We start from the raw sequence: 25,494 nt of genomic DNA, 5'->3' as shown, positions 1-25,494 counted from the left end.
ACGGCATGGACATGTTCGGTGGTACGGATCGCCGACGTGCGCGGCGGCGCCGGCCTCCCGCCCCCTAGGGTGCTTTCCTAGCCGAGAATCTCGGCCAGGAACGTCGCGGTGTGGCTGTCCTTCGATTTGGCCAGCTGCTCCGGCGTCCCCGATGCCACGATCCGGCCGCCGCCCGAGCCGCCGTCGGGTCCGAGGTCAACTACCCAGTCCGCACTCTTGATGACGTCGAGGTTGTGCTCGATGGTGATGACGGTGTTGCCCTTGTCCACCAAACTCTGGAGCACGAGCAACAGCTTGCGGATGTCCTCGAAGTGCAGGCCCGTGGTGGGCTCGTCCAGAACATAAATGCTGCGGCCGTTTGAACGCTTCTGGAGTTCGGCGGCCAGCTTGACGCGCTGGGCCTCGCCGCCGGAGAGCGTGGTGGCGGGCTGGCCCAGGCGCACATAGCCCAAGCCGACGTCCACCAGGGTGTTGAGGTGGCGGGCGATCGGTGAGAAGGCCGCGAAGAACTCGGCGCCCTCCTCGATGGGCATGTTCAGCACGTCAGCGATGGTCTTGCCCTTGTAGTGCACTTCGAGCGTCTCCCGGTTGTACCGGGCTCCGTGGCAGACCTCGCACGGGACGTATACGTCCGGCAGGAAGTTCATCTCGATCTTCAGGGTGCCGTCACCGGAACATGCCTCGCACCGGCCCCCCTTGACGTTGAAGGAGAACCGTCCGGGCATGTAGCCCCGGACCTTGGCTTCGGTGGTCTCGGCGAACAGCTTGCGGATGTTGTCGAAGACGCCCGTGTAGGTGGCCGGGTTCGAGCGGGGGGTGCGGCCGATCGGGCTCTGGTCCACGTGGACCACCTTGTCGAGGTGCTCCAGCCCCTGCACCGTGCGGTGCCGTCCGGCAACCTGCTTGGCACCGTTGAGCTTGTTGGCCAGCACCTTGTAGAGGATCTCGTTCACGAGGGTCGACTTGCCGGAGCCGCTGACTCCGGTTACCGCAGTAAAGAGGCCCAGCGGGAAGGCGGCGTCGACGTTGACGAGGTTGTTTTCCCTGGCGCCTACGACCTTGATTTCGCGCTTTTTGTCGTACTTCCGGCGCTTCTTGGGGATGTCGATCTTCTTGCGGCCCGAGAGGTATTCACCCGTGAGGGATGCACTGTTCGTCAGCAGGGATTCGTAAGAGCCCGAATGGACCACCTGGCCGCCGTGCTCCCCCGCCCCCGGGCCGATGTCCACAATCCAGTCGGCTTCATGGATCGTGTCCTCATCGTGCTCCACAACGATGAGCGTGTTGCCCATGTCCCGGAGCCTGGTGAGCGTTTCGATCAGCCGGCGGTTGTCCCGCTGGTGCAGGCCGATGGACGGCTCGTCCAGCACATACAGCACGCCGACGAGGCCTGAGCCGATCTGCGTGGCAAGCCGGATCCGCTGGGCCTCGCCGCCGGACAGTGTTGCGGACGGGCGCTCGAGGTTCAGGTATTCCAGGCCGACGTCCAGCAGGAAGGTCAGCCGGGCCTGGATTTCCTTCAGGACCTGGTGGGCGATCTGCGCTTCACGTCCTGTCAGCACCAGGTTGTTGAGGAATGCGGCGCACTCGCGCATGGGCAGGGCAGCGACCTCGGCAATCGATTTGCCGTTGATCAGGACTGACAGCGACGCCGGGTTGAGCCTGGCGCCGTTGCAGGCAGGGCAGGGAACCTGCCGCATGTATTCCTCGTAGCGGTCCCGAGCCCAGTCCGAGTCCGTCTCGCCGTGCTTGCGGTGCACATACTGGATCGCGCCTTCGAACCCGGTGCTGTATTTGCGCTCCCGGCCGAACCTGTTGCGGTACTGGACCACAACCTTGTGGTCCTTGCCGTGGAGGACGGTCTGGCGGACGTCGTTGGGCAGCTTCTCCCACGAGGTGTCCATGGAGAAGCCCACCTCCTTGGCGAGCCCGTCCAGGAGCCGGTTCCAGTATTCCGTGGTGGCGGTGCCGAGCGACCAGGGCGCGATGGCGCCTTCTGCCAGGGAGAGCTCGGGGTTGGGGACGATCAGCTCCTCGTCGACTTCGAGCCGCGTTCCGATGCCGCTGCACGCCGAGCAAGCGCCGAAGGGATTGTTAAACGAGAAGGACCGCGGCTCGATCTCATCGATCGCCAGCGGGTGCTCATTGGGGCAGGCAAGGTTCTCGGAGAACGCCCGCAGCCGGTCGGGCGCATCGGCGTCCAGGTCCACGAACTCGGCCAGCACGCGGCCTTCGGCCAGCCCGAGGGCCGTTTCGATGGAATCGGTCAGCCGCTGGCTGATGCCCTCCTTGACCACGAGGCGGTCCACCACCACTTCGATGGTGTGCTTGAACTGCTTGCCGAGCTTCGGCGGATCGCTGAGCTGGATGAGTTCGCCGTCCACCCGGGCACGCGAATAGCCCTTGGCAGTCAGCTCCTTGAAGAGGTCGACGAATTCGCCCTTGCGGCCGCGGACCACGGGTGCGAGCACCTGGAACCGTGTGCCCGATTCGAGCTCCAGCAGCTGGTCCACGATCTGCTGCGGCGTCTGCTTGATGACGGGCTCCCCGCAGACCGGACAGTACGGCCGGCCGACGCGCGCCCACAGGAGGCGCATGTAGTCGTAGATCTCGGTAATGGTGCCGACGGTGGAGCGGGGGTTCTTGCTCGTCGACTTCTGGTCGATGGATACGGCCGGAGACAGGCCCTCAATGAAGTCGACGTCCGGCTTGTCCACCTGACCCAGGAACTGCCGGGCGTAGGCGGACAGTGATTCGACGTAGCGGCGCTGGCCCTCGGCAAAGATTGTGTCGAAGGCGAGGGACGACTTTCCTGATCCGGAGAGTCCGGTGAAGACGATCATGGCATCGCGCGGAAGGTCGAGGTCCACGTTGCGCAGGTTATGCTCCCGGGCGCCTTTGACGATCAGGCGGGACAGGTCCGGACGCACGGGCTTCGCAGAGGTCAGGGGCACGACGGCGGAGGGGGCATCTACGGCTGTTTCTTCAGCTACGGCTTTAGGCACCATCCAATGCTAATCGAAAACTTCTTCGAATATCCACGCGGCCACCGCTATTCGGCGTCGTACGCCGCCGCCAGCAGGTGAACAGCCTCCGCGAAGGTGGCGCCCTGCGACTTCGCCGCCGCGGCGAATTCGGCAGCTGCTGCCGAAAGCGCTCCCCAGCGTTCATCCCTTGCGCACACGACTGTCCCGTTCCGGCCCTTCGTGGCCACGACACCGGCGGCTTCTAGTTCCTTGTAGGCCCGCGCGACGGTATGGGGCGCCACACCGAGAGCCTCGGCAAGGCTTCTGACGGCGGGCAGCCGGGTCCCCGGGGCAATCTTTCCCTGGTCGGCCTGCTCGATAACGTGAAGCCGGAGCTGCTCGTAGAGGGCCACGGAACTGCTGTGGTTGGGTTTCCACTGTCCGGGGAAGGGCTGACCGGTACTCACAGGGCCCGCTCTCCGGCGGCCCGGTCGAGTCCGCGGAACTGGGCGTTGTACAGCCGTGTGTAGTATCCGTCCCCAGACAGCAGGCTGCGGTGGGTTCCCTGTTCAACGATGCGTCCGTGGTCCATGACCAAGATTAGATCAGCGTCGCGGATGGTGGACAACCTGTGGGCAATGACGAAGCTGGTCCTGCCGCTCCGCAGCCTCTTCATCGCAAGCCGGATCTGCACCTCCGTGCGCGTGTCCACGGAGCTTGTGGCCTCGTCCAGAATCAGGACGCTGCGTCCTGCCAGTTCCGCCCTGGCGATGGTGATCAGCTGCCGCTGGCCCTGGCTCAGCGAATCGCCGTCGTTGCCGAGCTCGGTGGAGTAGCCGGCAGGCAGCGCCCGGAGGAAGGGTGCCACGTGGGTAGCCTCGGCCGCGGCCGCGATGTCCGTGTCGCTGGCCCCCGGCCGTCCGTACTCGATGTTGTCCCGGATGGTGCCACTGAACAGCCAGACATCCTGCGGGACCACGCCGAAATGTGAGCGCAGCGAGTCGAGCGGCACGTCAGCGATGTCGGTGCCGCCGAACGTGATGCGGCCGGAGTCAAGCTCATAGAAGCGCATCAGCAGGTTGACCACGGTGGTTTTCCCGGCGCCCGTATGGCCCACGATTGCCACCGTCTGCCCCGGCTGGACGGAGAAGGTCAATCCGCTGACGGCGGGAGCCCCCGGGACGTAGCCGAACGTCACGTCCTCGAACTCGATTGGCCCGCTGAGGCTTCGCTTCCCGGCCGCAGCGGGACGTTCCTTGATCTCCTCCGAGTCCAGGAGGGAGAAGACCCGTTCAGCGGACGCCGCGCACGACTGCATCAGCGTGAGCATCCCGCCGATCTGACCCATGGGCTGGGTAAAGAGCCTGCTGAACTGGATGAACGCCTGGACGCCGCCGATGGTCATGGCCCCGGCAGCGACCTGCAGGGCGCCAACGACGGCAACGGCCACGTAATTGAGGTTCGCGATGAACACCATCAGGGGCTGCACGGCGCCCGAGATGTACTGCGCGCTGGCGGAGGTGCGGGCGAGGCGGTCGTTTCCGCTCGCGAAAATCTGCGAGACAGCTTCCTGCTGTCCAAACGCCTTGATGACCTCGTGGCCCGTTACGAACTCCTCGATGTGCGCATTCAGCGCTCCCGTGGAAGCCCACTGCTCAGCGAAGTGGGCCTGGGACTTCCGGGCAATCAGGACGGTCATGAGGGTGGAAATTGGAACGGACACAAGCGCGATGGCTGCCAGCAGCGGCGAGATCCACAGCATCATGGCCAGCGAACCGCAGAGCATCAGGACAGCCATGATCACCTGCGTGAGCAGCTGGTTGAGGGACTGGGAAATGTTGTCGACGTCGTTGGTTGCCCGGCTGAGCACGTCACCGCGCGTCTGCTCCTGGAAGTGCGACGACGGCAGCCGGTGCAGCTTGGCTTCGACCGCGGCCCGCAGCTCGAAGACGAGGCGTTGTACTGCCGTGGCAGTGAGCACGCCCTGCAGCCAGTTGAACAGCGAAGTCCCGACGTACATGAGGGCCACCACCACGAGCAGTTCCGCCAGCCTGCCCTCGTCAAAATCTCCACCGACGAACGCCTCCACCACCACATCCGTGGCATCCCCCAGGAGTTTCGGTGCTGTGATGTTGAGTGCAGCAAACCCGCACGTCGCCGCTATGGCGATGACCATCCGGCCCCTGACCGGGGCCAGGAGTCCGATGAGCCGCGCCGCGACCGCCAGGAAACCGCCGCCCGGCCGTGCTGCGGCGTGCGCGCCCCTCATCGCAGCCCGCCCGTCACGGCAGCTCGTTCAGGGCGAGCTGGGACTCGGCCATCTCGCGGTATGTCCGGGAGGTCCGGAGGAGTTCGGCGTGGGTCCCCTGCCCCTCGAGGCGGCCGTTGTTGAGCACGAGAATCTGTTCGGCATCCATGATGCTGGCAATTCGCTCGGCGACGATGATCACGGTGGCGGCCTCCAGGACCGGGACGAGGGCCTGCCGGACACGCGCCTCCGTGGCGTAATCCAGGGCTGAAAAACTGTCGTCGAACAGGAAGACCTGCGCCTCACGGAGAATGGCGCGCGCAATGCAGAGCCGCTGCCTCTGGCCCCCCGAAAGTCCCGCCCCACCCTGCCCCACCGCGGCGTTCAGGCCGTTCGGGAGGTTGCGGACGAAGTCCTCAGCCTCCGCGCGGCGGAGGGCCTGCCACAAATCCGCGTCCGTGGCCGCGGGCGCAGCCATGCGCAGGTTTCCTGCCACCGTGCCGGCAAAAAGGTACGCCTGCTGCGGGACCACCGCCATCCTGCCCCGGAGGTCATCCAGCCCGAAGGTGCGGATGTTCCGCCCGTCCAGGCCGATCTCGCCGTCGACGGCGTCCAGGAAGCGCGGCAGCAGGTTCAGCAGCGTGGATTTTCCGCTGCCGGTGGAGCCGACAATGGCCGTGGTGGATCCCGCGTGGGCGGTGAAGGAGATGCCGGCAAGAACCGGGGTTTCCGCCCCCGGATAGGCGAAAACGACGTCCCGGAACTCCACCGTTGCTCCGGCGGCAGGGGCACCGGCGACAGGCGTGCCCGCCGCTGACCCGGCGAAGGCTGCGTCGCCGTCGGGAGTTTCGACGCCGGCAATGGCCGGCACAACATCCAAGACTTCCTGAATGCGCTCCGCGCAGACCGCGGCCCGGGGAGCCGTCATGAACACGTACATGGCCATCATGATGGCCAGCAGGATCTGCAGGATGTAGGCGATGAAGGCGGTCAGCGCCCCCACCTGCATGGTGCCGGCCTGGATGAGGTGCCCGCCGAACCAGACCACGGCCACAGAGGACAGGTTCACCACGATCATGATCAGAGGCAGCATGGCGGCAACGAGCAGGGCTGACTGCAGGTTGTTGCCCGTCAGCTTCCGGTTCGCCTCGGCAAAGCGCGACGCCTCGTGGTCCTGCCGCACGAAGGCACGGATCACGCTGGCGCCGATGATCTGTTCCCGCAGGATCCGTGTCACGCCGTCTATGAGCGTCTGCCCCTGCCGGTACAGCGGAATCAGGCGCCGCACGATGAGGGCCATGATGAGGACCAGCAGCGGAACGATGGCAATCACGACAACCGACAGGACCGCGTCCTGCTGGACCGCCAGGATGACGCCTCCGATGCCCATGACGGGTGCGGCGGCCAGCATCGTAAAGACCAGAACGGCGAAGGTCTGGATCTGCTGGACATCGTTCGTGGCCCGGGTCACGAGGCTGGGCGCGCCGAAGGCACCGACTTCCTGGGAGGACATGGCCTGGACCTTGGCGAACAGGTCTCGCCTCAGCCGGTGGCCGATCTTCATGGCCACCCCTGCCCCGAGGTATCCCGCCCCCAGGGCGGCACCGACCTGGACGACGGAGATCGCTGCCATCCAGCCGCCAAGCTGCAGGATCACCTCGTGTTGACCGCGCAGGATGCCGTCGTCGATGATGCTTGCGTTCAGGGTTGGCAGCAGCAGATTGCCGGCGGTTTGGAGCATCTGCAGCATGATGAGAATCCACACCGCGGCGCGGTGTTCCGTCAGAAGGCGGCGCATGAGGCCAAAAAGCACCGGGCCTCCTCCACAACTAGGACAAACAGGAGCCTCGCTGGCCGGCCCCATAATGGCTTCGTCTTTGTAAGCTACATCACGGATCCCCTTGCCTGCTGCATGGGACGCGCCTGAAACGTGTAGCGTCCGGCCTACAGTTTCCGGGCCACCACGAATATCCGGCGGAACGGAAAGACGGTGCCGTACTCGGTGGCCGGGTAGGCGTCCGCCAGCAGCTGCCCGTAGCCCCGTTCGAATTCGGCCGCGTCCTCGGGTGACAAGGCGGTGAGAACAGGGCGCAGGCCCGTTCCCCGCACCCATTCCAGGACCGCGTTCTCCCCGGGTAGCACCTGAAGATAGGTGGTTTCCCAGGCGTCGGCCGCGCAGCCGGCGCGCAGCATGATGTCAAGGTAGCCTGCCGGTTCGGCGACGGCGTCATCATGGCGGAGCACGCCGTCGAGCCTTGCCCGCCACGCCGGGGACTCGGCGAGTTCCCGCAAAAGGGTGTGGGAAGGGGAACTGAAGTTGCCGGGCACCTGGAAGGCGAACCATGCCCCCGGGCGAAGTGCCGCCAGCCAGGCCGGGAGCAGCTCACGGTGTTCCGGGACCCACTGCAGCGCCGCGTTGCTCACCACCACATCGGTTTCCTGGGACGGTGTCCACCCGGCGATGTCCCCGAGCCGGAACTCCAGGTTGGGCGCCTGTTCTGCATGGGCCTCAGCTTTGGAGAGCATCTCCGGCGAGGAATCGACCCCCACCACCCGGGCCTCCGGCCAGCGCTCCGCGAGCGTGGCGGTGAGGTTGCCCGGGCCGCACCCGAGGTCGACCACCTCACGCGGCGCGGCCGCGTCGATCCGGCCGGTCAGGTCAAAGAACGGCCGCTGCCGGTGGTCGCCGAACTGCGCGTACTTTGCCGGTTCCCAGTGCACATCGCCTCCAGTGGTTTGGAACAGCGCGGGCAGGTCGTGCTGACCTGCGGCCGCCCCAAAGGTGCAGCCAACGCGAGCCTAGTGCCGGTCCCGGGAGAAAGCACGCGCGGCGGGGACACGCACTAAGCTGGAAAGCAATGAAACTCGTTGAACAGCTCCCCGCCCCTGCCGCACGGACAACGACGGCGGAGGCAGACCCGGATTCGCTCTACATGCGTTTCCTGGAATGGACCGAAAGCCGGGGACTGGAACTGTATGCCGACCAGGACGAGGCCATCATGGAGCTCGCCTCCGGGGCCAACGTGATCCTGGCGACTCCCACCGGGTCAGGCAAATCCCTCGTTGCCATCGCAGCGCACTTCCAGGCGATGGCCCGCGGGGAACGCAGCTACTACACGGCCCCCATCAAGGCCCTGGTCTCGGAAAAGTTCTTCGCCCTGTGCGATATTTTCGGCGCAGAGAACGTGGGCATGATCACCGGTGACTCCGGCGTCAACCAGGATGCACCGATCATCTGCTGCACGGCGGAGATCCTGGCCAACATCGCCCTGCGCGAGGGGGCCGCCGCCGACCTGGGCGCCGTGATCATGGATGAGTTCCACTTCTACTCCGATCCGCAACGCGGCTGGGCCTGGCAGGTGCCCCTGCTGGAACTGCCGCAGGCCCAGTTCCTCCTGATGTCCGCGACCTTGGGCGACGTCAGCCGCTTCGAGGACGGCCTGACCGCCCTTACCGGGCGGCCCACCACCACGGTCAGTTCCGCGGAGCGTCCGATTCCGCTGCATTACTACTATCACCAGACGCCCGTGCACGAGACGCTCGAGGAGCTGCTGTCCACGCGGCAGGTTCCGGTCTACGTCGTCCACTTCAGCCAGGCCGAAGCGATTGAACGCGCCCAGACGCTGATGAGCATCAATGTCTGCAGCCGCGAAGAAAAGGACCGGATCGCGGAGCTGATCGCCAACTTCCGCTTCGCAGCAGGGTTCGGCAAGACGCTCAACCGCCTGGTCCGGCACGGCATCGGCGTCCACCACGCAGGCATGTTGCCCAAGTACCGTCGCCTCGTGGAGCAGCTCGCCCAGGCGGGTCTGCTGAAGGTCATCTGCGGGACAGATACGTTGGGGGTCGGCATCAATGTTCCGATCCGGACCGTGCTGCTCACCGCACTCAGTAAGTACGACGGCGTCCGCACCCGCCTGCTCAACTCCCGGGAATTCCACCAGATCGCCGGCCGCGCCGGGCGGGCGGGCTACGACACCGCCGGCACCGTGGTGGTCCAGGCGCCGGAACATGTGGTGGAGAACGTCAAGGCCATGGCCAAGGCCACCGCCAAGTTCGGCGACGACCAAAAGAAGCTCCGCCAGGTTGTGAAGAAGAAGCCGCCGGAGGGCTTCGTCTCGTGGGGCGAGCCCACCTACAACCGGCTGGTGGAGTCCGTTCCGGAGCCCCTGAGTTCAAGCTTCACCGTGACCCACGCGATGCTGATGAACCTGATGGAGCGTCCCGGCGATCCGTTCGCCGCGGCACGCCGGCTGCTCACCGAGAACCACGAACCCCGGTCAGCCCAGCTCCGGCTGATGAAAAAGGCCTTGGCCATTTACCGTGAACTGCTCGCGGCGGAGGTGGTGGAACGCATCCCGCCGGCTGACCAGGGCCCCGACGGCCGCACCGTCCGCCTGACGGTCCATCTGCAGGCGAACTTCGCGCTGAACCAGCCGCTCTCCCCGTTTGCCCTGGCCGCGCTGGAGCTGCTGGATCCGGAGTCGCCGTCGTATGCCCTGGACGTTGTCTCGGTCATCGAGGCCACGCTGGAGAAGCCGCGGCAGATCCTCTCGGCGCAGCAGAAGAAGGCCCGGGGCGAGGCGATCGCCGCGATGAAGGCCGACGGCATTGAATACGAGCAGCGCATGGCGATGCTCGACGACGTTACCTACCCGCAACCGCTCGCTGAGATCCTCGGCGAGGCCTTCGAGGTCTACCGCAAGGCAGCGCCATGGGTGGGCGACTTCGAACTGGCGCCCAAGTCCGTCATCAGGGACATGTACGAACGCGCCATGAACTTCGGCGAGTTCGTCCAGTTCTACGGGCTGGCGCGGTCCGAGGGCATTGTGCTGCGCTACCTGGCCGACGGCTTCAAGGCCCTGCGCCAGACCGTCCCCCAGGACGCCCTCCGGGAGGATCTGGAGGATCTCATCGCGTGGCTCGGCGAACTGGTCCGCCAGGTTGACTCCAGCCTGCTGGACGAGTGGGAGGAGCTGACGTCCGGCGCGGCACCGACTCCACACGACGCGCCGCCCCCGCCCCCGCCGTCGCTGACGTCGAACACACGCGCCTTCCGTGTCATGGTCAGGAACGAGATGTTCCGGCGCGTGGAGCTGTTCGCGGACGAGGATGCGGCCGCCCTGGGTGAGCTCGACGGCGATGCCGGCTGGGATGCGAACCGCTGGGAGGACATCCTGGACGACTACTTCGACGAGCACGACGACATCGGCACGGGACCCGACGCCCGGGGCCCGGGACTCCTAATGATCACGGAGGGGCCGGCGGTCTGGAAGGTCCGCCAGATCTTCGACGATCCCGCGGGCAACCACGACTGGGGCATCTCGGCAGAGGTGGACCTCGCCGCTTCCGACGAGACCGGCACCGCCGTGGTCCGGGTGACAGAGGTCAACAGGCTCTGACGGTTTCGACGACGTAGGCTGATGTGTCTTCATGTCCGATATACCGGACAACACGGGGCGTAGTCTTGGAACATGACCAGCTCGTTGCAGCGTCCCAAGGCCCCCGCCGCTGTACAGGTCCTCGCCGTTCTCAGGTATGTCGCCGAACAGGCCGGTCCCGTGGCCGCTTCGATCATCTCCCGTGACGTTGGATTGCCTCGATCAACTACGTATCAGCTAATCGCGGCGTTGGTTGATGACGGCTTTCTGATTCATCTCCCCGAGGAGCAAAAGTACGCGCTGGGAGTCACTGCCCATGAACTGGGGACCGGATATTCACGGCAGGCCCCTCTTCAGCGAATTGCCCGCCACCCTCTGGCGCGGTTGGTGAGCCGAACCCGACGCACTGCGCACTTGGCGGTGATGCATGGCCGGGACGTCGTTTACGTCATCGAAGAACGCGCTCCACGTCAGCGTCCTCTGGTGACAGACACCGGTGTCCGGCTTCCGGCCCATCTGACGGCCAGCGGCAGGGCGATGATGGCACAGATGGATCCCGCGCAGGTCGCCGCGCTGTTTCCCGGTACGGAGGCGTTCACGGTTCGCAATGACAACGGACCGCAGTCCTTGCCGGCCCTGCAGGACTTGCTGTCACGGGCGCGGTCCCTCGGCTACGCGTGGGAACAGGATGAGGTCACAGCCGGTTTCTCGTCCGTGGCCGTCGCCGTCCTGGACCGGCAGCGTTTTCCCGTGGCCAGCGTGGCATTGACAGTTTCCAACCGCGCGTTCCCTCCTGGTGGTTCGCGCCGGGCTAAGGCTGCCGAGACGCCGGAGGAACGGGCAATGCGGATTGAAGACGTGGCCCGTGAATGGATTCCCGAGGTGAGCCGTTGTGCCCGTGAGATATCCCGGAGACTGGGTATTCGCGGTGAACACCGCTCGACGGCGAGTGTCCCGGCCACATAGTGGCCGGGACACTCATCATGTATCCGCACTGTTTTCCGAGAGCAGACGCCTCAGGACCGTCGTGGGGCCGGTTAGACGGCCGGGTTGGTGGACGCGGAGTTCGCAACGGGCTGCAGTACTTCAGGACCGGTTTCGGCGGGGTAAATCATGTGGGATGGGGCGTTTGAATTCCTCTTGGCCAGCGGGTAAAACACCAGGGCCGTGACGACCAGCCCCACGAGCCAGGAGATGTCAGCGCCGCCCAGGAGCTTCGTCATGGGACCGGTGTAAAGGGCTTGGGCCAGGAAGGGAATCTGCACGACAATGCCCACTGCGTAGGTGATCAGGGCGGTCTTGTTCCAACGCCCGTACCGTCCGTTCAGGTCATACAGGGCAGGGATATCCACTTTTTCCTTGGAGATCAGGTAGTAGTCGACCAGGTTAATGGAGCTCCAGGGGATGAAAACCATGAGTAGCAGCAGCACGAAGTTCTTGAAGTTGGCGATAAAGTCCGGCGACGCAAGGACGGCGATAAGCACGGACAGCCCGATGAAGCCGACAACATAGGCGAACCGGGTCCAGGTCGCTACTCCCGTTTTGCGGGTGAAAGCCGTAACCGAGGTCAGCATGGTCATGTACCCGCCGTAGGCATTCAGCGTGTTGACCGTCAGCTTTCCGATCACGATGACCAGGTAGATCACCACAGCAATCAACCCGCCACCGCTCATTTCCCCGAGGAAGGCGACCTGACCATCCAGGAACCTCTCCCCCTTGGGCAGGGCAAGGGCGGCGAAGAGTGCACCGAGGGTCATGGACCACTGGGAGCCGAGCACCGTGCCGAAGTACGACGCTTGGAACGTCTTGCGGGCCGGGGTGTTGGACGGAAGGTAGCGGGAGTAGTCGGCCACATAGGGCCCGTAGGTCAGCTGCCACCCCGCGCTGAGGGAGATGGCGAGCAAGAAAGTGGGAAATTCGAAACTGCCGGATCCCACGAGGGCTCCCACATCCTGGCTGGTGACTAGCCGGATACCGAGGTAAGTGAAGCCAAGCACGCCAACGACCGTGGCGATGCGCCCCATCATGTGAATGTATTTGTAGCCCAGCGTTGCGACGAGGATGGTCAACGCGCCAAATATCACCATGCCCACGGCCGGCGTGCCGGTGTGCAGGATCTCATCCACAGCCTGGCCAGCCAGCACAGTGCCTGTGGCAGCGAACCCGAGGTACATGATGATGACCAGCACCAGAGGGATGACCGCACCCAGAATTCCGAACTGTGCCCGGCTGGAAATCATCTGCGGAAGCCCGAGTTTAGGACCTTGGGCAGCGTGCAGGGCCATGACTGCCCCGCCAAGAAGATTGCCGACCAGCAGTCCGATGATCGCCCACAGGGCGTCCGCCCCGAACAGCACCGCGAGGGCTCCATCGACGATGGCCGTGATCTGCATGTTCGCTCCGAACCACAGCGTGAACTGCTGTGCCGGGGAACCGTGACGCTCGTTTTCCGGGACGAAGTCGATGGAGCGGCGCTCAACGCGCGGCCCCACTGATCCCGTTGTTGTGGCCTGCATGCTTTTCCTCACTTTGACGACCGGATTGAGGTCCCCCAACCTTTGAATCCATCTGAGCACGTGCTGTGAGCGGCATCACCCGTAAGCTCGGACGATTCGTCCGGGATTTCGGACGATAGGAGCAAAACTGTGGTTCGGCTCATTTTTCATCCGCCGGGACCATCACCGTTTTCGCGCGTGGTTTCCCTGTGCCTTGCGGTGAAGGCCCGCCTGCTCAATCAGTTCGGTCAGGTACATCCGGAGCCCCTGGCGTAGTTCCATCCCCTCAGGCAGTCCTTGAATGGACGGGACGGAATCGGCAATATCGATAGTGATCCGGCCGCCTGCCATCGGCGCATTCGTGATGTGCAGGTCGCCGTAGGACTTCGGGAGTACGGGATCCACCCAAAGGCCCCCGAGCGAGACGTGGGTGTCGTACCGCATCAAGTTCGTCACCAGCCGGATCGGCGTGGTGGCAGCCTAGGGCCTCGGCGATAAACCCATACCTGAGCAGGCCGCTCGCGATGAGTGCATGTCGTGCGGCCAGACCGAACCGTTGTGGTAGCTCGCGGGATTGTAGGCCCCCATGTCGCTGGCCAGTGTCCGCACGCCCCAGCCGCTGAACATTTCCGGTGACATCAGGCGCTCCACCACCTGCGGCGCTTTGTCCTCGTCGATGAGACCGTACGCCAGGCAGTGGCCCATGTTGGAGGCGCACGCGTCGGCCTGCCGCTTCCTGCCATCCAAAGCGACGGCGTAGTAGCCACGGTCGGGCATCCAGAACTGCTCATTGAACCGTTTCTTCAACTGTGCACCGCGGTCGGCGAGATCTTCCGCCAAGGCCGTGTCACCGGCGTCGTATGCGGGCCTCTTTTACCTCGAAAAGATCCGCAAAGCCGAGAACGTGCTCCAAGGCATTCGCGGCGGTCAGTTCCGTCGCGCTTTTGCCAATGACGACGGCGAGCTCGCCTTCGACGTTGACCGTGCCGCGACCGCGTGCCGCCGCTATCAGATCACCGGGGTTTGGCTACCGTGTGAACAGTGTGCCACGCCTGGATGGGCAGGGATGGTGGTTGATAGTCCGGTTGTGCGCAATCCCGAGCACGACCGCGGGCTGTTCGGCGAGCACCCCGGGTGTTCGCCCCCCACATGGCAAACTGCTGATTTCCACCACGACGGCATCGCCGACGACGGCGAAGCGATCTTCGGCCGCCTGCTGGGCATGTGCGGTCAGTCCGGCACTGACCCGACCGGTTTCGACCGCCCCGCCAGGAGGGCAACGACGGCGGCCGCCAAGACCGCGGCGCCGAGCACGCCGCCGGCCAGGTTGAGGCCCAGGTATCCGACCCGGCTCAGGACGAGGCCCGAGACAGCACCGCCGGTCTCGTCCGAGGCGGCAATGTCCACCTCTGCCGAGTTGCCCCAGTCGTGGTTGCGCGCAGGGTCGTCGAAGATCTGGCCGACCTTCCAGACCGCCGGCGCGGTCAACCTCCTTTGAGCCTGGAAGCCGGCGCTGTCAGCCGGTCTGGGCCGGTACTTGCGTCATCGGCCATTGCGTTCGCCCAGGATGGGGCTGACTGACCCAATCAGGCTATTTTGCAAACTGAAACCTCCGTGTGAACGAGCAGCGTATTACCACAGCGGGAGTCGTAAACGGCTAGCGCGGGGCGTACCTCAGCAGCTTCAGGACCATGCTGGCTCCGTCGGAGGAGAACCGGTCCCCCGACTCGGGATCGAGCCATGGTTCCGGGTCTGCCAGGTGCCCGGCAAGCTCCAGGACCGGCAAGGGCAGCGCGGGCGCCTCACCGTTTGCAGTGAACAACCGATCCGGCCTGGTGGCGGGATCGTAGTAGACCCGGCGCTTGCGGTCCCTCGTTAGTTCGTCGGGACTATGGCAGGTGTAACCGGCCCAGTGGACAGGACCAGGCCATGCATCAGGGTCCGGGCGGGCATTTTGGCTTGTATCCGTGTGGGGAATTGGCTGGGCCAGGGGCGCTTGAGCTACCCGCTTCTGATCCTCAGGCGGCGGGGCGGACCTGACGTATTCCACCCACTGCCCGTTGACCTCAACGTAGAGCAGGTTCTGCTCGCCGCCCAGAAAATAGACTGTAACGTCGGCCCGCACCTTCGCCGCCGGATCCGTCTGCACTGCGGGCGGCATGCTGCTGCCCGTCGTCACTTCATGCATCTGACTGACCACCGTCGGTACCGGTTCCTGCTGGGCGCTGGCCGTACTCAGGAACGGGCGGGTTCCGGCGATGGATGACCGCGCTTCCATGGGCCTGTCCCTTCCATCATCGTGACACGGCCCTGCGGTGCCTGTGGGTGCGCGCATGTGACCACCGGTGCGCATCTTCTCGCGAGGATGCGAGACTCGCGAGAATGCCAGATTGTCGCTCCGCTCGTCTGCCGCTGCGCGGTGGCGGGGATGGAAGGATGCCACAGCGTCGAGTAGCACGCGGGTCCCGTCCGTTCCTGCGCTGAGCGCTTTAGTGCTGTCCGCTTGGACCACATCAGATCGTGCCCCAACCGCTTGTGCCTTGGCCGCTAGGGCTTTGGCCGGAGGCGCCAGGCCCCGGCCCCGGACAGTGGCGCCTTCGGTAGCGCCCGCGAAGCCTGAAATGGATTTGGAGATGAAGACAATGTCCGGGACGATCCCGGACTCCTCGAAACTGAAGAACGTCCATGTCCGCCCGTATCCGGCCTGTACGTCATCCACCATGAGCTGGATGCCGTGTTGATGGCATAGATCTAAAAGCTCCCTGAGCCAGGCGGCCCGGGCCATTCGAAGCCATTGAAAGTCGGGGGCGCCGCCATCGAGGAATCCGTTGTAAGGGACGCTGGATGCGTTTGCCAAGGGGACGCCCGCACCGTGCCGCTTCATGGAGTTGCCTGTCACAGCCAGCGAACCGAGGGTCATACCGTGGAATGCATTGGTGAAACCGAGAACATGGGGGCGTCCAGTCACCTTTCTGGCCAGCTTCAGCGCGGCCTCCACGCAGTTCGTCCCGGCTGGCCCTGGAAACATCACCCCGTAGTCAAGGTTCCGGGGTCTCAGGATCAGTTGCTTGAACGTCTCCAGGAACCGATGCTTCGCGGCAGTCTTCATGTCAAGGGAGTGGACCACTGCGCCGGACAGCACATATTCCACCAGCGGACGATGTAGTGCAGGGTGGTTGTATCCATAGCTCAGGGCGCTAGCACCGGAAGTGAAATCGACGTACTCGCGCCCCTCCTCGCTGTAAATCATGCTGCTGGCCGTGCGCTCGAAAACAGTGTCCAAATTTCGGCGATAGCAACGGACTTCGGACTCCAGTGATTCAAAAATATCCATCATGGGGGATGTTCCTGCCAGCTTGTGTGTGAAGGGTCGCGGACATCTGCGTCCGGACCAGTTCACGCCGCGAAATCAGGCCTTCACGAGAGCCGGCGCCTCAGCGTCGGCGGTGCCCGTACCGAGGTAGCGCTCGATGCTGACGGGGCAGTGGCCAAGCCCGCCGCCTTGGCCCCGGCGGCGGAAGTTGATGACCTGGCCGGTTCTGCCGCACCCGCAGGTGCCGGTCTCGACGTCGCCCATGTCGTCGGTGAGGAGGAAACCGGGGTAGCTGGTGCTGAGGGCGTCTAGTACGGCGATGGTGCCGGTCTCCCCCGGGGCGAGCTCCTTGCCGTTCTGGCCAGGGTCCCGGATGGAGATGTAGCACCACGGCGGAACGTGCTTGCGATGCAGCTGGCATTCGACAGCGAGCATGTTCGACTCGATCATCCCGTACATGTCGCGCACGTTCTCCGTGCGCACGCCGAGCAAGTCGTGGCACAGCTCCCGAAAGCCTTCGTCAGGGATGGCCTCGGCCGTGTGCCGCTTCCAGCCGCCGAGAGTGATGATCATGCTGTACGCGTCCAAGCGCACATCTATCTCCTCCCGCTCGAGGAACCGGAGGAGCCGGCCGATGAGGAACGGCGGACCGACGATGTGGCGTGTCATATGGCCCTTCCACTGGCGCAGGTGCTCCAGGGCCTCCCTGGCGTTGAACGCCTGGTCGGCAACGAGATATGCGTGGTGGTCGAAGACGCTGTTCAGGATGTTCAAGTCCTTGAGCAGTCCCAACTCCGAAGCTTTGGGGTCCGACGGGTTCAAGAAAAGCCCCGCGCCCCCGGACAGGCTGAAGAAGTCCCGGTAGGTCCCCATCATGCCGACCAGTGCCAGGGTCAAGGTCTCGCTGTTGCGGGGGGCGACGGACGGGAGACCGCGGGTTCCGCTGGAGCGGGTTTCGGTCTCGACGTCGGCCAGGGAGCAGGTGAGCAGCACCTGGGCGTCGGGACGCTTGAACATGCCGACCGGCAATAGTGGCAGGTCTTGCAGGTCGTTGATGTCGTTGATCGCGGCGGGATCGACTCCCAACGCTTCACACTGGGCATGGTAGAAGTCGTTACCGGCTTGGTGGTAGACCGCGGCGTCCCGCAGGACGTGGGTGACCGACCGTGCCCAATCGTCAGGGGACTGCAGGTTTGCCTCGGACACATTTCCCAGCATCTGCGCTAACGAGAGCATGGTGTCACTCCTCGGTGGGTGCGAATCGATAAACGTGGTTGGGCCGCCGGGTCAGCCGTACCGTCGCAGTTCGGAAAAGAAGCCCTCGACCACCCGGAGCTGGCCGCTGCTCGCAAGTTCGTCGTAGACGTACTTGCCCACGGCCAAGTCGAGCACGCCAAGGCCGAAGGGCGAAAACACCACGGGGCGATCGTCCGCCGGCGAGACCCTGCCTTCCATGACGTCGGCCAAGGTGCCGTCCACGAAGTCCCGGTGGCCGACCATCTGCTCCACGAGGTGGGCCGACGTCCCGGCTCTCAAGCAGTGGTCGACGTCGTCAAGGATGTTGGTCGACGCCAACAGGATCTCCGGGGCCAGGTCGCGCAGGGACACGTGCAGCACCAGCGGGTTGTGCTCGAACCACGTCGTGTCGTGCACGTGCGGATGGTCCGCCACCGTGGCGAACACGACGAGGTCGCTGCTTCTGATCAGCTGCTCGGGGCCGTCGTGCACGGTCACCCGGGCTCGGGCGCCGCTGCGTTCAAGATAGCCCTTGAAGCCCTCCGCGCTCTCGTCCGAGAGGTCGAACACTCCGATCTCGTCGAAGGACCAGTCAGCGGCGTTCAGGAAGGTGTGGATGTAACGGGCAATGAGGCCAACGCCGAAGAACCCGACACGTCGCGGACGCCCGCCTCCCCGGCTGAGCCAGTCGGCAGCCGCGGCGGCCGATGCAGCCGTCCTGGAGGCACTGATGATGGAGCCCTCCATGCAAGCCAGGGGGTACCCCGTTGCCCGGTCGTTGAGGATCAACACCGCTGACGCGCGCGGAATCCCCGATGCGACATTGTCCGGGAAGCTGGAGACCCATTTGATGCCGTCAACCTCTACCTGTCCGCCGACCGAGGCCGGCAGGGCTATGATGCGCGAGGTGGGCCGGTCCGGGAATCGCAGGAAATAGGACGGTGGGTTCACTGAGTCTCCGGCTGCATGCACGCGGTAGGTCTGCTCGACCAGCTCGATGACCTGCTTTTCCCGTCCCTGGAGCACCTGCTGCACCTGAGTCCCTGAAATGACCGCGAAAGGCGGAACTGTCTTCGGCTCTACGGCCGCTGTGCCTGGGGAAGTGGCGAATTCTGTCATCTTGAACCGTCCTGGGTGTGCGTATCGAGATCGAAAATGTTGCGCGGCTCGGCCATGCCGACGAGAATCTCCCGAGGCCCCTCATAGGCCTCGCGGCTGTGCGCCATGCGGACGTTGTCGACCAGCATGAGGTCTCCCGTCTCCCAAGGGGTTCGAAGAGTGTGGGCCTCATAGACCTCGTTCAGGAGGGCAATGATTTCCTCGCCGATCGGCTCGCCGTTGCCGAAGCGGGTGTTGAAGGGCAGCCCGTCGGGACCGTAGACGTCCACCAGGTACTCCCGCACCTCGGGCGCAATCGTCCATTCGCTCAGGAACGCCACCTGGTTGAACCAGCAGCGTTGACCGGTCACCGGGTGCCGGACCACGGCGGGGCGCCGTTGCCGGGTGCGCAGCTCCCCGTCGCTCTGCCACTCGAACTCGATTTCGTGCGCGCGGCAGTAGCTCTCGACGTCGGCGCGGTTCGAAACCCCGAACGCCTCCTCATAGGTGGCACCGATGTCTTCGTTGTAGCTGCGGGCGAGCAGCCACCCCTCGTTTTCGAACCGCCGGACGATGTCCGGGGGTATGGCATCGAGCACGGTGTGGGCGTCCGCCACACCGGTCACCCCACCGACGCTGGGTGCCTGGAGACAGGCGAAGAGCATCAATCCGGGGAACTCGAGCGCGTAGCTGAGCTCATGGTGCATGCACATGGGCTGATTCGCCGGCCAAGTGAGGGATGAGTACACGCCGTCCAAGTAGGGCTGCCTGGTTGCGAACGCCTCCCGGTCCGGCATGAGGCCACCAGAAACCAGCAGTTGGAAGGCATCGGCCACTTGGGCTGGATCTCGGAGGCCCAGACCGCGGACCAGGACGGCGCCGTGCTCAACCACGGCCGCACGCAGCGCCTCACGGTTCTGTTCGGCCCACCGTACGGAGTCGCGGCCATCCTCGACGGTGAGCATCGGTGCCTGCCCGGCTTGGCGTTCCACGTCGAACTGAATCCTGGGTGTAGGAGACGACATCAGAGGTCCTTTCGTTTCATGGATAGCTGGTGGGAGTGGCCGGCCGGTCCTCCCACCGGGGCCATGGAGACGGGCTCCGCGACGGCTCCCGCCGGCCGCGGGGCGGGCGGAACGGCAGCGTCCGCCAGGGACGAGGCTTCGAGCAGGGCCGCCAGGTCCGCCAGGATGGGCGTCTTCATGATGTCCTTGATCGACACTGCGCGCTTGAGCAGGACGGCGAGCTTCACCGCGGACAGCGAAGTCCCGCCCAGTGCAAAGAACGAGTCCTGCCCACCGATCCGGCCCACCGGCAGGCCGAGCACGGTCGCCCATGCCTCGGCGAGTCGCTGCTCGGTCGCCGAGAGGGCTTCCCCGGCGATGCCGGCCTCGGGGACGACTTCCAGCGCCATGCGGGTCAAAGCCTTCCGGTCGATCTTTCCGTTGCCGGTCAGGGGCAGGCTCTCCTGCCACCTGTACGCCGACGGAACCATGTAGCCCGGTACCCGCGCGGCCATATCGCTGCGGATTTCGTCAACGTCGAGCGGCAGATTGCCGGAGTAGAACGCCACGAGGAACTTGGACTGCCCGGCGCCCTCGCCTACGACGACGGCGCCGTCGCGGACGCCGGGAACTCGCAGCAGCGCGTTCTCGATGTCGCCGATCTCGATGCGGAACCCGGAGATTTTGACTTGGTTGTCCCGCCGGCCCAGGTACTCCAGCTTGCCGTCCGGGGACCAGCGGCCGTAGTCGCCAGCCCGGTAGAGCCGCGCGCCGTCCACATAGGGATCGGTGGAGTAGGCCTGTGCAGTGCGCTCCGGGTCGTTGATGTAGCCGCGGCCCACACACACCCCGGAGAAGGCGATCTCACCCGGCGCTCCCAGCGGCACAAGCCGCTGCCGCTCGTCGAGGATGTGGATCCGGACGTTCGGGATTGGCCGGCCCAGTGGCACGGAGCCGCCCGCGGGCGCTGCACTCATCACTTCATGGTTCGTGTCGTCGGAGGTTTCCGTCAGCCCGTAGGCGTTGACCAGCTTGACGTTCGGCATCACGTCGAACCAGCGGCGGACCAGCTCACGCTTTAGAGCCTCCCCTGTCGCCGAGACGCAGCGGAGGTGCGGTAAGGCGCGAGGCTTGGCGCCCAGGTACGCCACCACGGCGTCCAGATACGACGGGACGACTTGGAGGACCGCCACCGCGCCCCGTTCCACTGTGTCGATGAACCGCTCGACGTCGAGGATGCGGTCCTGCCCGACGATGAGTGTGCGGCCGCCGACGAGCAGAGCCGAGACCAGTTGCCACAGCGAGATGTCGAAGCATTGGGGGGCGGTCTGGGCGACGACGTCCCCAGGGCGGATCCCCAGGTCCTCGATCTTGGCGTACAGGTGGTTCACCATGCCGTCGTGCTCGCACATCGCGCCTTTCGGCTCGCCAGTGGACCCGGAGGTGAAATAGACGTAAGCGAGCTGATCGGGACGGATCTCCATGCCGAGGTCGTCGGCGGGGTGCCCCTCTGCCTCGATGTCCTCGAACAGAAGCTTCATCACTGCAGGCATTCCTTCCAGTGCCTCGTCGAGGGCGGTGGTGCTGCCGCCTTCCGTGAGCACTACCCGGGCCCCGGCCCGCGTGAGCGTTCTGGCGATTCGGTCGGCCGGGAAGTGCGGCTCGATCGGCAGGTACGCGCCCCCGGCTTTGAGGATGCCGATCACAGCGGCCATCCACTCCAGATCCCGTTCGGCGACGACCGCCACGATGTCCTCCGCGCGCAGCCCGCGCGCGAGCAGGGCACGGGCAATCCGGTTGGCGCGGGCGTTCAGCTCTGAGTACGTCCACTCCCGCGCGTCCTGGACCGCCGCGATGCGCTCGGGAAGCTGCTGGACGCGCTCCTCGAACAGCTCGTGGAAGCGCCGCTGGGGTCGGGGCCGCTCGGGTCCGGCCAGCTGTTCCAGTTGCAGGCGCCGCTCCTCGGGACCGACGAGATCGACGTCGTCGGGGTCCGATTCGGGGTCGGCGACCAGATGGCGGACCGCGCTCAGGTGATAGCCGGCGATCCGGAGGGCTGCGTCCTCGTCGAGGACGTCGCGGCGGTAGCGCAGGCTCAACGCTTCGCCACCTGCGGCGCCGTGGAGGGACACTCCCAGGACGAGGCCTTCCGCGAGCTCGGAATCCTCGTCATGGTCGGTGCTGAGTACCACCTCGTATGTGCCGGAAGCCGGCGGCTGCCCCGCCTCCGGCCCCCCGGCCCGTTCGGCGTGGGCCTGGACCTGCCGGGTGCGTACCGAAGAGACCAGCGCATGCCATGAACCTAGTCGCAGATCGAGTTCGCAGGGCCAGGTCCCCGACGCGTCCTTGCAGCCGGTCGTGACCTCTTTTTCGCCGGACAGCGACTGGAGCACCCTTGCATGAGCTGCCATCCAGATCGATGCAGGGGTCACGTCCAACATGCGGGACAGTGTCCGCACGGCCTGGCGCAGGTCCTCGGGCACAGCCACTTCGATCCGCCCCTGACCGGGCTGGCGCTCCTGCGTCCACCTGGGAATCGCCGTCGGCGCGGCACCCGCGGGGGCGGTCCGGTCTTTGCCCGGGCCCGACGAGCGGTCGCCGGCGGTGCGGCAGGTCAATGCAGAGGTGGTGGTCATGATACGGGCCTTTCCAGCGCGAGGGTGGACGTGGCGGCGGCGCGGGCCTCTTCGGCCGGGTTGCCACCCCACACGGTTCCCCGGGGGAGGGTTGTCCCCTTCATCACGAAGGAGTCGGTGGCGACGACGGCACCGTCTTCTGCGGTCACGCCGTAGTGGACAAGGCAGCCGACGCCGAGCGTGACGCCGTCCCCAAGGATGCTGTGGTCGGTCTTGAACATTCCGTCCTCCTGGGAATGGCATTGCACCGCAGAGCCGGCGTTCAGTGTGCAGCGGGAGCCGATCGTCACCAGGCTCCGCTCGGGGAACGCGCAGCCGTCGTCGAAGACCCGGGACCCAATCCGCACGCCGAGCAGACGCCAGACCAGCGGCTTGAACGGCGTCCCGTCGAGGATGGTCATGTACCGGCTCTGGATCTGCAGCTTCCAGTACCGCTCGTGCCACCAGAAGTATGGGTTGTAGATGGAGCAGAGCTGGGGCTGAAGTCCCCGGGACCGCGTCACGATGTGCTCGATGGCGCTGGGGACGAGCAAGCCAATCAGGAGCATCACGGCAAACGACGCGCTCACGGCAAGGAAACCGAATTGGTCGGACAGCTCGAGGGCGGCGAACATGGTGATCATGGCCAGCGAGATGTTGAGCCACCGCACCAGCATCAAGAGGGCCATCGTGCGCAGGTTGTGCCTGTTCTTGGCTGCCAGGTCCCGACGGAAGTGCGCACGGTTCTTATGTTCCTCGGGGAGGGCGTCCCGGAGGACCGAACGAGGGATCTCGAACGGCGGTGACCCGAGCAGGCCCACGTCATGGCGCACCGGTCCGTCGATGGGGACCGCCACCATGGTCGCGAGCAGGCAGTTGTCCCCGGTCCTTGCCCCGGCCGGGTAGAAAACGCCGTTGCCAAGAAAGTTGTGCGCGCCGATCGCCGCCCGACTGACCTTGAACGACGTCGGCGAGTAGTCGGCGTTCATAAACGACACCGCGTCAGCGATCATCGTGCCGGTGCCGATCGACGAAAGGAAAGGGTTGTCGTGCTTGAACACCGTGCCCATGTTGGAGCCGGTCTGCTGGACCTGCCCCAGGTCGTACCCGATGGCCCGCAGGTAGTTCACGACGTACGAGCTGTCGCCGAACAACCCTCCAAGCATGGAATTGTTGGTCAACCTCGTCACCGCCCGCGCCGCCGCGTCACGCAGTCCGAACAGCGGATACACCGTGTCGGGCTTCAGCGCGAGGTTGAGCAGCCGCGGCACGGTCGTTACGAAGACCAACGCCACGACCGTTCCACCGAAGACGGTCAGGCCGGCGAGGCCAACAGCGTGGGCGTAGAAGGACCAGTCAGTGAACGCCAAGGGGTGCGGCTCCAACAGCGCCGCCACGCGCGGAAACGCCAGGACGGCCACGGCGGTGGCTATGGTCAGCATGGCTCGGCCCAAGCCGGCCGCACTCAAGAACTGGGTGAAGGCGAACCATCCCCGGCGCCAGGGCCGGTAGGGCGTGGCGTCAACGGTGCGGAAGTCCACATCAGTGCGTCTGCCCGGCGTACCGTGCCAGCGCTCGTCCCCGGGCACTGCTTGGCCAGCATACAAACTGGACCGGTGGCCCAACTGCGAGCCGTCTCCCATAGCCGTGTTGATGTCCAGAATGCTGCCCTCGCCGATGAGCACGTCACGGCCTAGCGTCACCGCACCGACCTGGATGACGCCGCCGTGGGCTCGGTAGCCGTTTGCGATCACGTCCTTGCGGATCACCGTCCCCTCCCCAATCGTGAGCAGGTCGGTGCAGACCGGCAGGCGCTTGGTCAGGATCGTCACGTTGCGGCCCACTTTGGCACCCATGGCCCGCAGGTAGAAGGTTGTCAGCGGGGAACCGGCCATCAGCGAGAGGGGTGAGGTTCGCATCAGGGTCTTGACCAGCCAGAACCGGAAGTACGACAGGCTCCAGATACGGATCTCCTGGGGCCGGAAGCGCCCGACGATAATCCACTTCGCGGCCACCGGCAGGATACTCAGCAGCACGAACGTCGCCCCGGCGTAGGCGATCGACCGCAGGTAGACCTCCAACAGGCTCGTCCCGTGGCCCAACCAATGGTGGTTACCCTGCCCCGCTTCCGGGAATATCCACTGGTAGCCCACGACCGCGAGCCAGCCAGCGAGGAGGCAGTAGCCGAGGTAGACGAGCACCTGCAGGGCGCCACAGGCGACGTACTCCCACGTCCGCGCGTCCATGGGCGCCGGAGCCTCCGGCACTGAAGCCGCGACCGGCGAGGGCTCCTGCAGCCGGTCGTGCTGTGAAGGGACCTGCAGAGCCGCGGCGAGGGCGGAGACGCTCGGGTTGCCGTAGACGTCTTTCATCGACACCGCCGGCAGGTCCGGCTGCTTCCGCACGCGGGCGCAGAACCGTGCCATGACCAGCGAGTCCGCCCCCAGGTCGTGGAAGAAATCGGCGTCTACCGGCACGTGCTCGACGCCGAGCACGCCGGACAGCACCTCAGCCAACCGGTCCTGCAGCGATGCCGGCACCGTTTCCGCCGGTGCCAGGGCAGCGGCCAGCGCCGAGATCGTTGGGTTCTGGTAGATGTCCTTGATCGACACCGCTGGCAGGTCCGGCTGCTTGCGCACGCGGGCGCAGAACCGCGCCATGACCAGCGAGTCCGCGCCCAGGTCCTGGAAGAAATCGGCCTCCACTGGCACATGCCCAATGTCCAGCACGCCGGACAGCACCTCCGCCAACCGTTCCTGCACCTGCACCTGAACCGTCGCCGACGCCTCTTCCGCCGGTGCCAGGGCAGCGGCCAGCGCCGAGATCGTTGGGTTCTGGTAGATGTCCTTGATCGACACGGCAGGCAGGTCCGGCTGCTTGCGCACACGGGCGCAGAACTGCGCCATCACCAGTGAGTCCGCGCCTAGTTCGTAGAAGAAGTTGGCGTCCACGGGGACGTCGTCCTTCACCACCGATGCGAGAAGATCCGCCAGCCGGCGCTCCAAGGCAACGGCCGTACCCGTGGCCGGAGTTGCTGGAGAGCCGTTCCCGGCCGGAGCCGCGGTTGTCTCAGGAATGGGGGGATTGATGGGAGATGTGGGACGCGCGGCGCCCCGCAGGTTGTCGAGACTCATGTTC

At 65.4% G+C, this 25,494-nt stretch carries 14 protein-coding genes and 3 pseudogenes; 2 read left to right on the top strand and 15 right to left on the bottom strand.

The window, feature by feature from the left end; translation table 11 throughout:
- Positions 1 to 77: 77 nt before the first annotated feature.
- The 5 genes from uvrA to AC5RUM_RS20510 all read right to left on the bottom strand — a co-directional run bounded on the left by uvrA (position 78) and on the right by AC5RUM_RS20510 (position 7,935).
- Positions 78 to 3,005, bottom strand: a complete 2,928-nt coding sequence (gene uvrA / locus AC5RUM_RS20530; protein ID WP_494036674.1) for an excinuclease ABC subunit UvrA — start codon at positions 3,003 to 3,005, stop codon at positions 78 to 80.
- A 47-nt stretch (positions 3,006 to 3,052) separates the two neighbouring features.
- Positions 3,053 to 3,433 (bottom strand): GntR family transcriptional regulator, encoded by a 381-nt coding sequence (locus AC5RUM_RS20525; RefSeq protein WP_400576539.1) that lies wholly within the window; start codon positions 3,431 to 3,433, stop codon positions 3,053 to 3,055.
- Positions 3,430 to 5,235, bottom strand: coding sequence for an ABC transporter ATP-binding protein (locus AC5RUM_RS20520; RefSeq protein ID WP_494036673.1), 1,806 nt, complete (start codon positions 5,233 to 5,235; stop codon positions 3,430 to 3,432). Before AC5RUM_RS20520 ends, AC5RUM_RS20525 begins: the two co-directional genes overlap by 4 nt.
- Before the next feature lie 13 nt (positions 5,236 to 5,248).
- The gene (locus AC5RUM_RS20515; protein WP_494036672.1) at positions 5,249 to 7,027 is read right to left on the bottom strand and encodes an ABC transporter ATP-binding protein; all 1,779 of its coding nucleotides are present in this window, start codon (positions 7,025 to 7,027) and stop codon (positions 5,249 to 5,251) included.
- 131 nt (positions 7,028 to 7,158) lie between these two features.
- A complete protein-coding gene (locus AC5RUM_RS20510; protein WP_494036671.1) occupies positions 7,159 to 7,935 on the bottom strand; it encodes a trans-aconitate 2-methyltransferase in 777 nt (258 codons plus the stop codon).
- Positions 7,936 to 8,072: 137 nt separating this feature from the next.
- Here AC5RUM_RS20510 and AC5RUM_RS20505 point away from each other — a divergent pair, with 137 nt between their 5' ends.
- Together AC5RUM_RS20505 and AC5RUM_RS20500 are read left to right on the top strand one after the other, a co-directional pair.
- Positions 8,073 to 10,616 (top strand): DEAD/DEAH box helicase, encoded by a 2,544-nt coding sequence (locus tag AC5RUM_RS20505; RefSeq protein WP_494036670.1) that lies wholly within the window; start codon positions 8,073 to 8,075, stop codon positions 10,614 to 10,616.
- A 72-nt stretch (positions 10,617 to 10,688) separates the two neighbouring features.
- Positions 10,689 to 11,561, top strand: coding sequence for an IclR family transcriptional regulator (locus tag AC5RUM_RS20500; protein WP_494036669.1), 873 nt, complete (start codon positions 10,689 to 10,691; stop codon positions 11,559 to 11,561).
- 71 nt (positions 11,562 to 11,632) lie between these two features.
- Here AC5RUM_RS20500 and AC5RUM_RS20495 read toward each other — a convergent pair whose 3' ends face one another.
- The 10 genes and pseudogenes from AC5RUM_RS20495 to AC5RUM_RS20450 all read right to left on the bottom strand — a co-directional run bounded on the left by AC5RUM_RS20495 (position 11,633) and on the right by AC5RUM_RS20450 (position 25,490).
- A complete protein-coding gene (locus AC5RUM_RS20495) occupies positions 11,633 to 13,111 on the bottom strand; it encodes a purine-cytosine permease family protein (protein ID WP_494036668.1) in 1,479 nt (492 codons plus the stop codon).
- 162 nt (positions 13,112 to 13,273) lie between these two features.
- Positions 13,274 to 13,954 (bottom strand): annotated as a pseudogene (locus tag AC5RUM_RS20490) (amylo-alpha-1,6-glucosidase); the annotation flags it as partial.
- Entirely contained in the window at positions 13,938 to 14,099 is a 162-nt protein-coding gene (locus tag AC5RUM_RS20485; protein ID WP_494036688.1) for a fumarylacetoacetate hydrolase family protein, read from the bottom strand. The pseudogene AC5RUM_RS20490 and the gene AC5RUM_RS20485, both read right to left, overlap by 17 nt.
- Positions 14,100 to 14,458: 359 nt before the next feature.
- Positions 14,459 to 14,569: pseudogene (locus AC5RUM_RS20480) on the bottom strand (DUF3516 domain-containing protein); the annotation flags it as partial.
- 1,132 nt (positions 14,570 to 15,701) lie between these two features.
- A pseudogene (locus tag AC5RUM_RS20475) lies at positions 15,702 to 16,424 on the bottom strand (aminotransferase class III-fold pyridoxal phosphate-dependent enzyme); the annotation flags it as partial.
- A gap of 75 nt (positions 16,425 to 16,499) precedes the next feature.
- Entirely contained in the window at positions 16,500 to 17,639 is a 1,140-nt protein-coding gene (locus AC5RUM_RS20470) for a LuxE/PaaK family acyltransferase (RefSeq protein ID WP_494036667.1), read from the bottom strand.
- A gap of 51 nt (positions 17,640 to 17,690) precedes the next feature.
- Positions 17,691 to 18,758, bottom strand: a complete 1,068-nt coding sequence (gene sbnB, locus AC5RUM_RS20465; RefSeq protein WP_494036666.1) for a 2,3-diaminopropionate biosynthesis protein SbnB — start codon at positions 18,756 to 18,758, stop codon at positions 17,691 to 17,693.
- Positions 18,755 to 19,762 (bottom strand): TauD/TfdA family dioxygenase, encoded by a 1,008-nt coding sequence (locus AC5RUM_RS20460; protein ID WP_494036665.1) that lies wholly within the window; start codon positions 19,760 to 19,762, stop codon positions 18,755 to 18,757. Before AC5RUM_RS20460 ends, sbnB begins: the two co-directional genes overlap by 4 nt.
- A complete protein-coding gene (locus AC5RUM_RS20455) occupies positions 19,762 to 22,377 on the bottom strand; it encodes a non-ribosomal peptide synthetase (RefSeq protein ID WP_494036664.1) in 2,616 nt (871 codons plus the stop codon). The genes AC5RUM_RS20460 and AC5RUM_RS20455 overlap by 1 nt, the downstream gene beginning before the upstream one ends.
- Positions 22,374 to 25,490, bottom strand: a complete 3,117-nt coding sequence (locus AC5RUM_RS20450; protein ID WP_494036663.1) for a Pls/PosA family non-ribosomal peptide synthetase — start codon at positions 25,488 to 25,490, stop codon at positions 22,374 to 22,376. Before AC5RUM_RS20450 ends, AC5RUM_RS20455 begins: the two co-directional genes overlap by 4 nt.
- Positions 25,491 to 25,494: the final 4 nt, after the last annotated feature.

This window comes from Arthrobacter sp. B2060, assembly GCF_059090445.1.
The sequence above is the reverse complement of the archived record's forward strand: the minus strand, read 5'-3'. Positions and strand labels throughout refer to the sequence as shown.

Coding starts and splice junctions, on each gene's coding strand:
- AC5RUM_RS20450 (WP_494036663.1), bottom strand. CDS start 25,490: ATGAGTCTCGACAACCTGCGGGGCGCCGCGCGTCCCACATCTCCCATC.
- AC5RUM_RS20520 (WP_494036673.1), bottom strand. CDS start 5,235: ATGAGGGGCGCGCACGCCGCAGCACGGCCGGGCGGCGGTTTCCTGGCG.
- AC5RUM_RS20495 (WP_494036668.1), bottom strand. CDS start 13,111: ATGCAGGCCACAACAACGGGATCAGTGGGGCCGCGCGTTGAGCGCCGC.
- AC5RUM_RS20460 (WP_494036665.1), bottom strand. CDS start 19,762: ATGTCGTCTCCTACACCCAGGATTCAGTTCGACGTGGAACGCCAAGCC.
- AC5RUM_RS20505 (WP_494036670.1), top strand. CDS start 8,073: ATGAAACTCGTTGAACAGCTCCCCGCCCCTGCCGCACGGACAACGACG.
- sbnB (WP_494036666.1), bottom strand. CDS start 18,758: ATGACAGAATTCGCCACTTCCCCAGGCACAGCGGCCGTAGAGCCGAAG.
- AC5RUM_RS20455 (WP_494036664.1), bottom strand. CDS start 22,377: ATGACCACCACCTCTGCATTGACCTGCCGCACCGCCGGCGACCGCTCG.
- AC5RUM_RS20500 (WP_494036669.1), top strand. CDS start 10,689: ATGACCAGCTCGTTGCAGCGTCCCAAGGCCCCCGCCGCTGTACAGGTC.
- AC5RUM_RS20470 (WP_494036667.1), bottom strand. CDS start 17,639: ATGCTCTCGTTAGCGCAGATGCTGGGAAATGTGTCCGAGGCAAACCTG.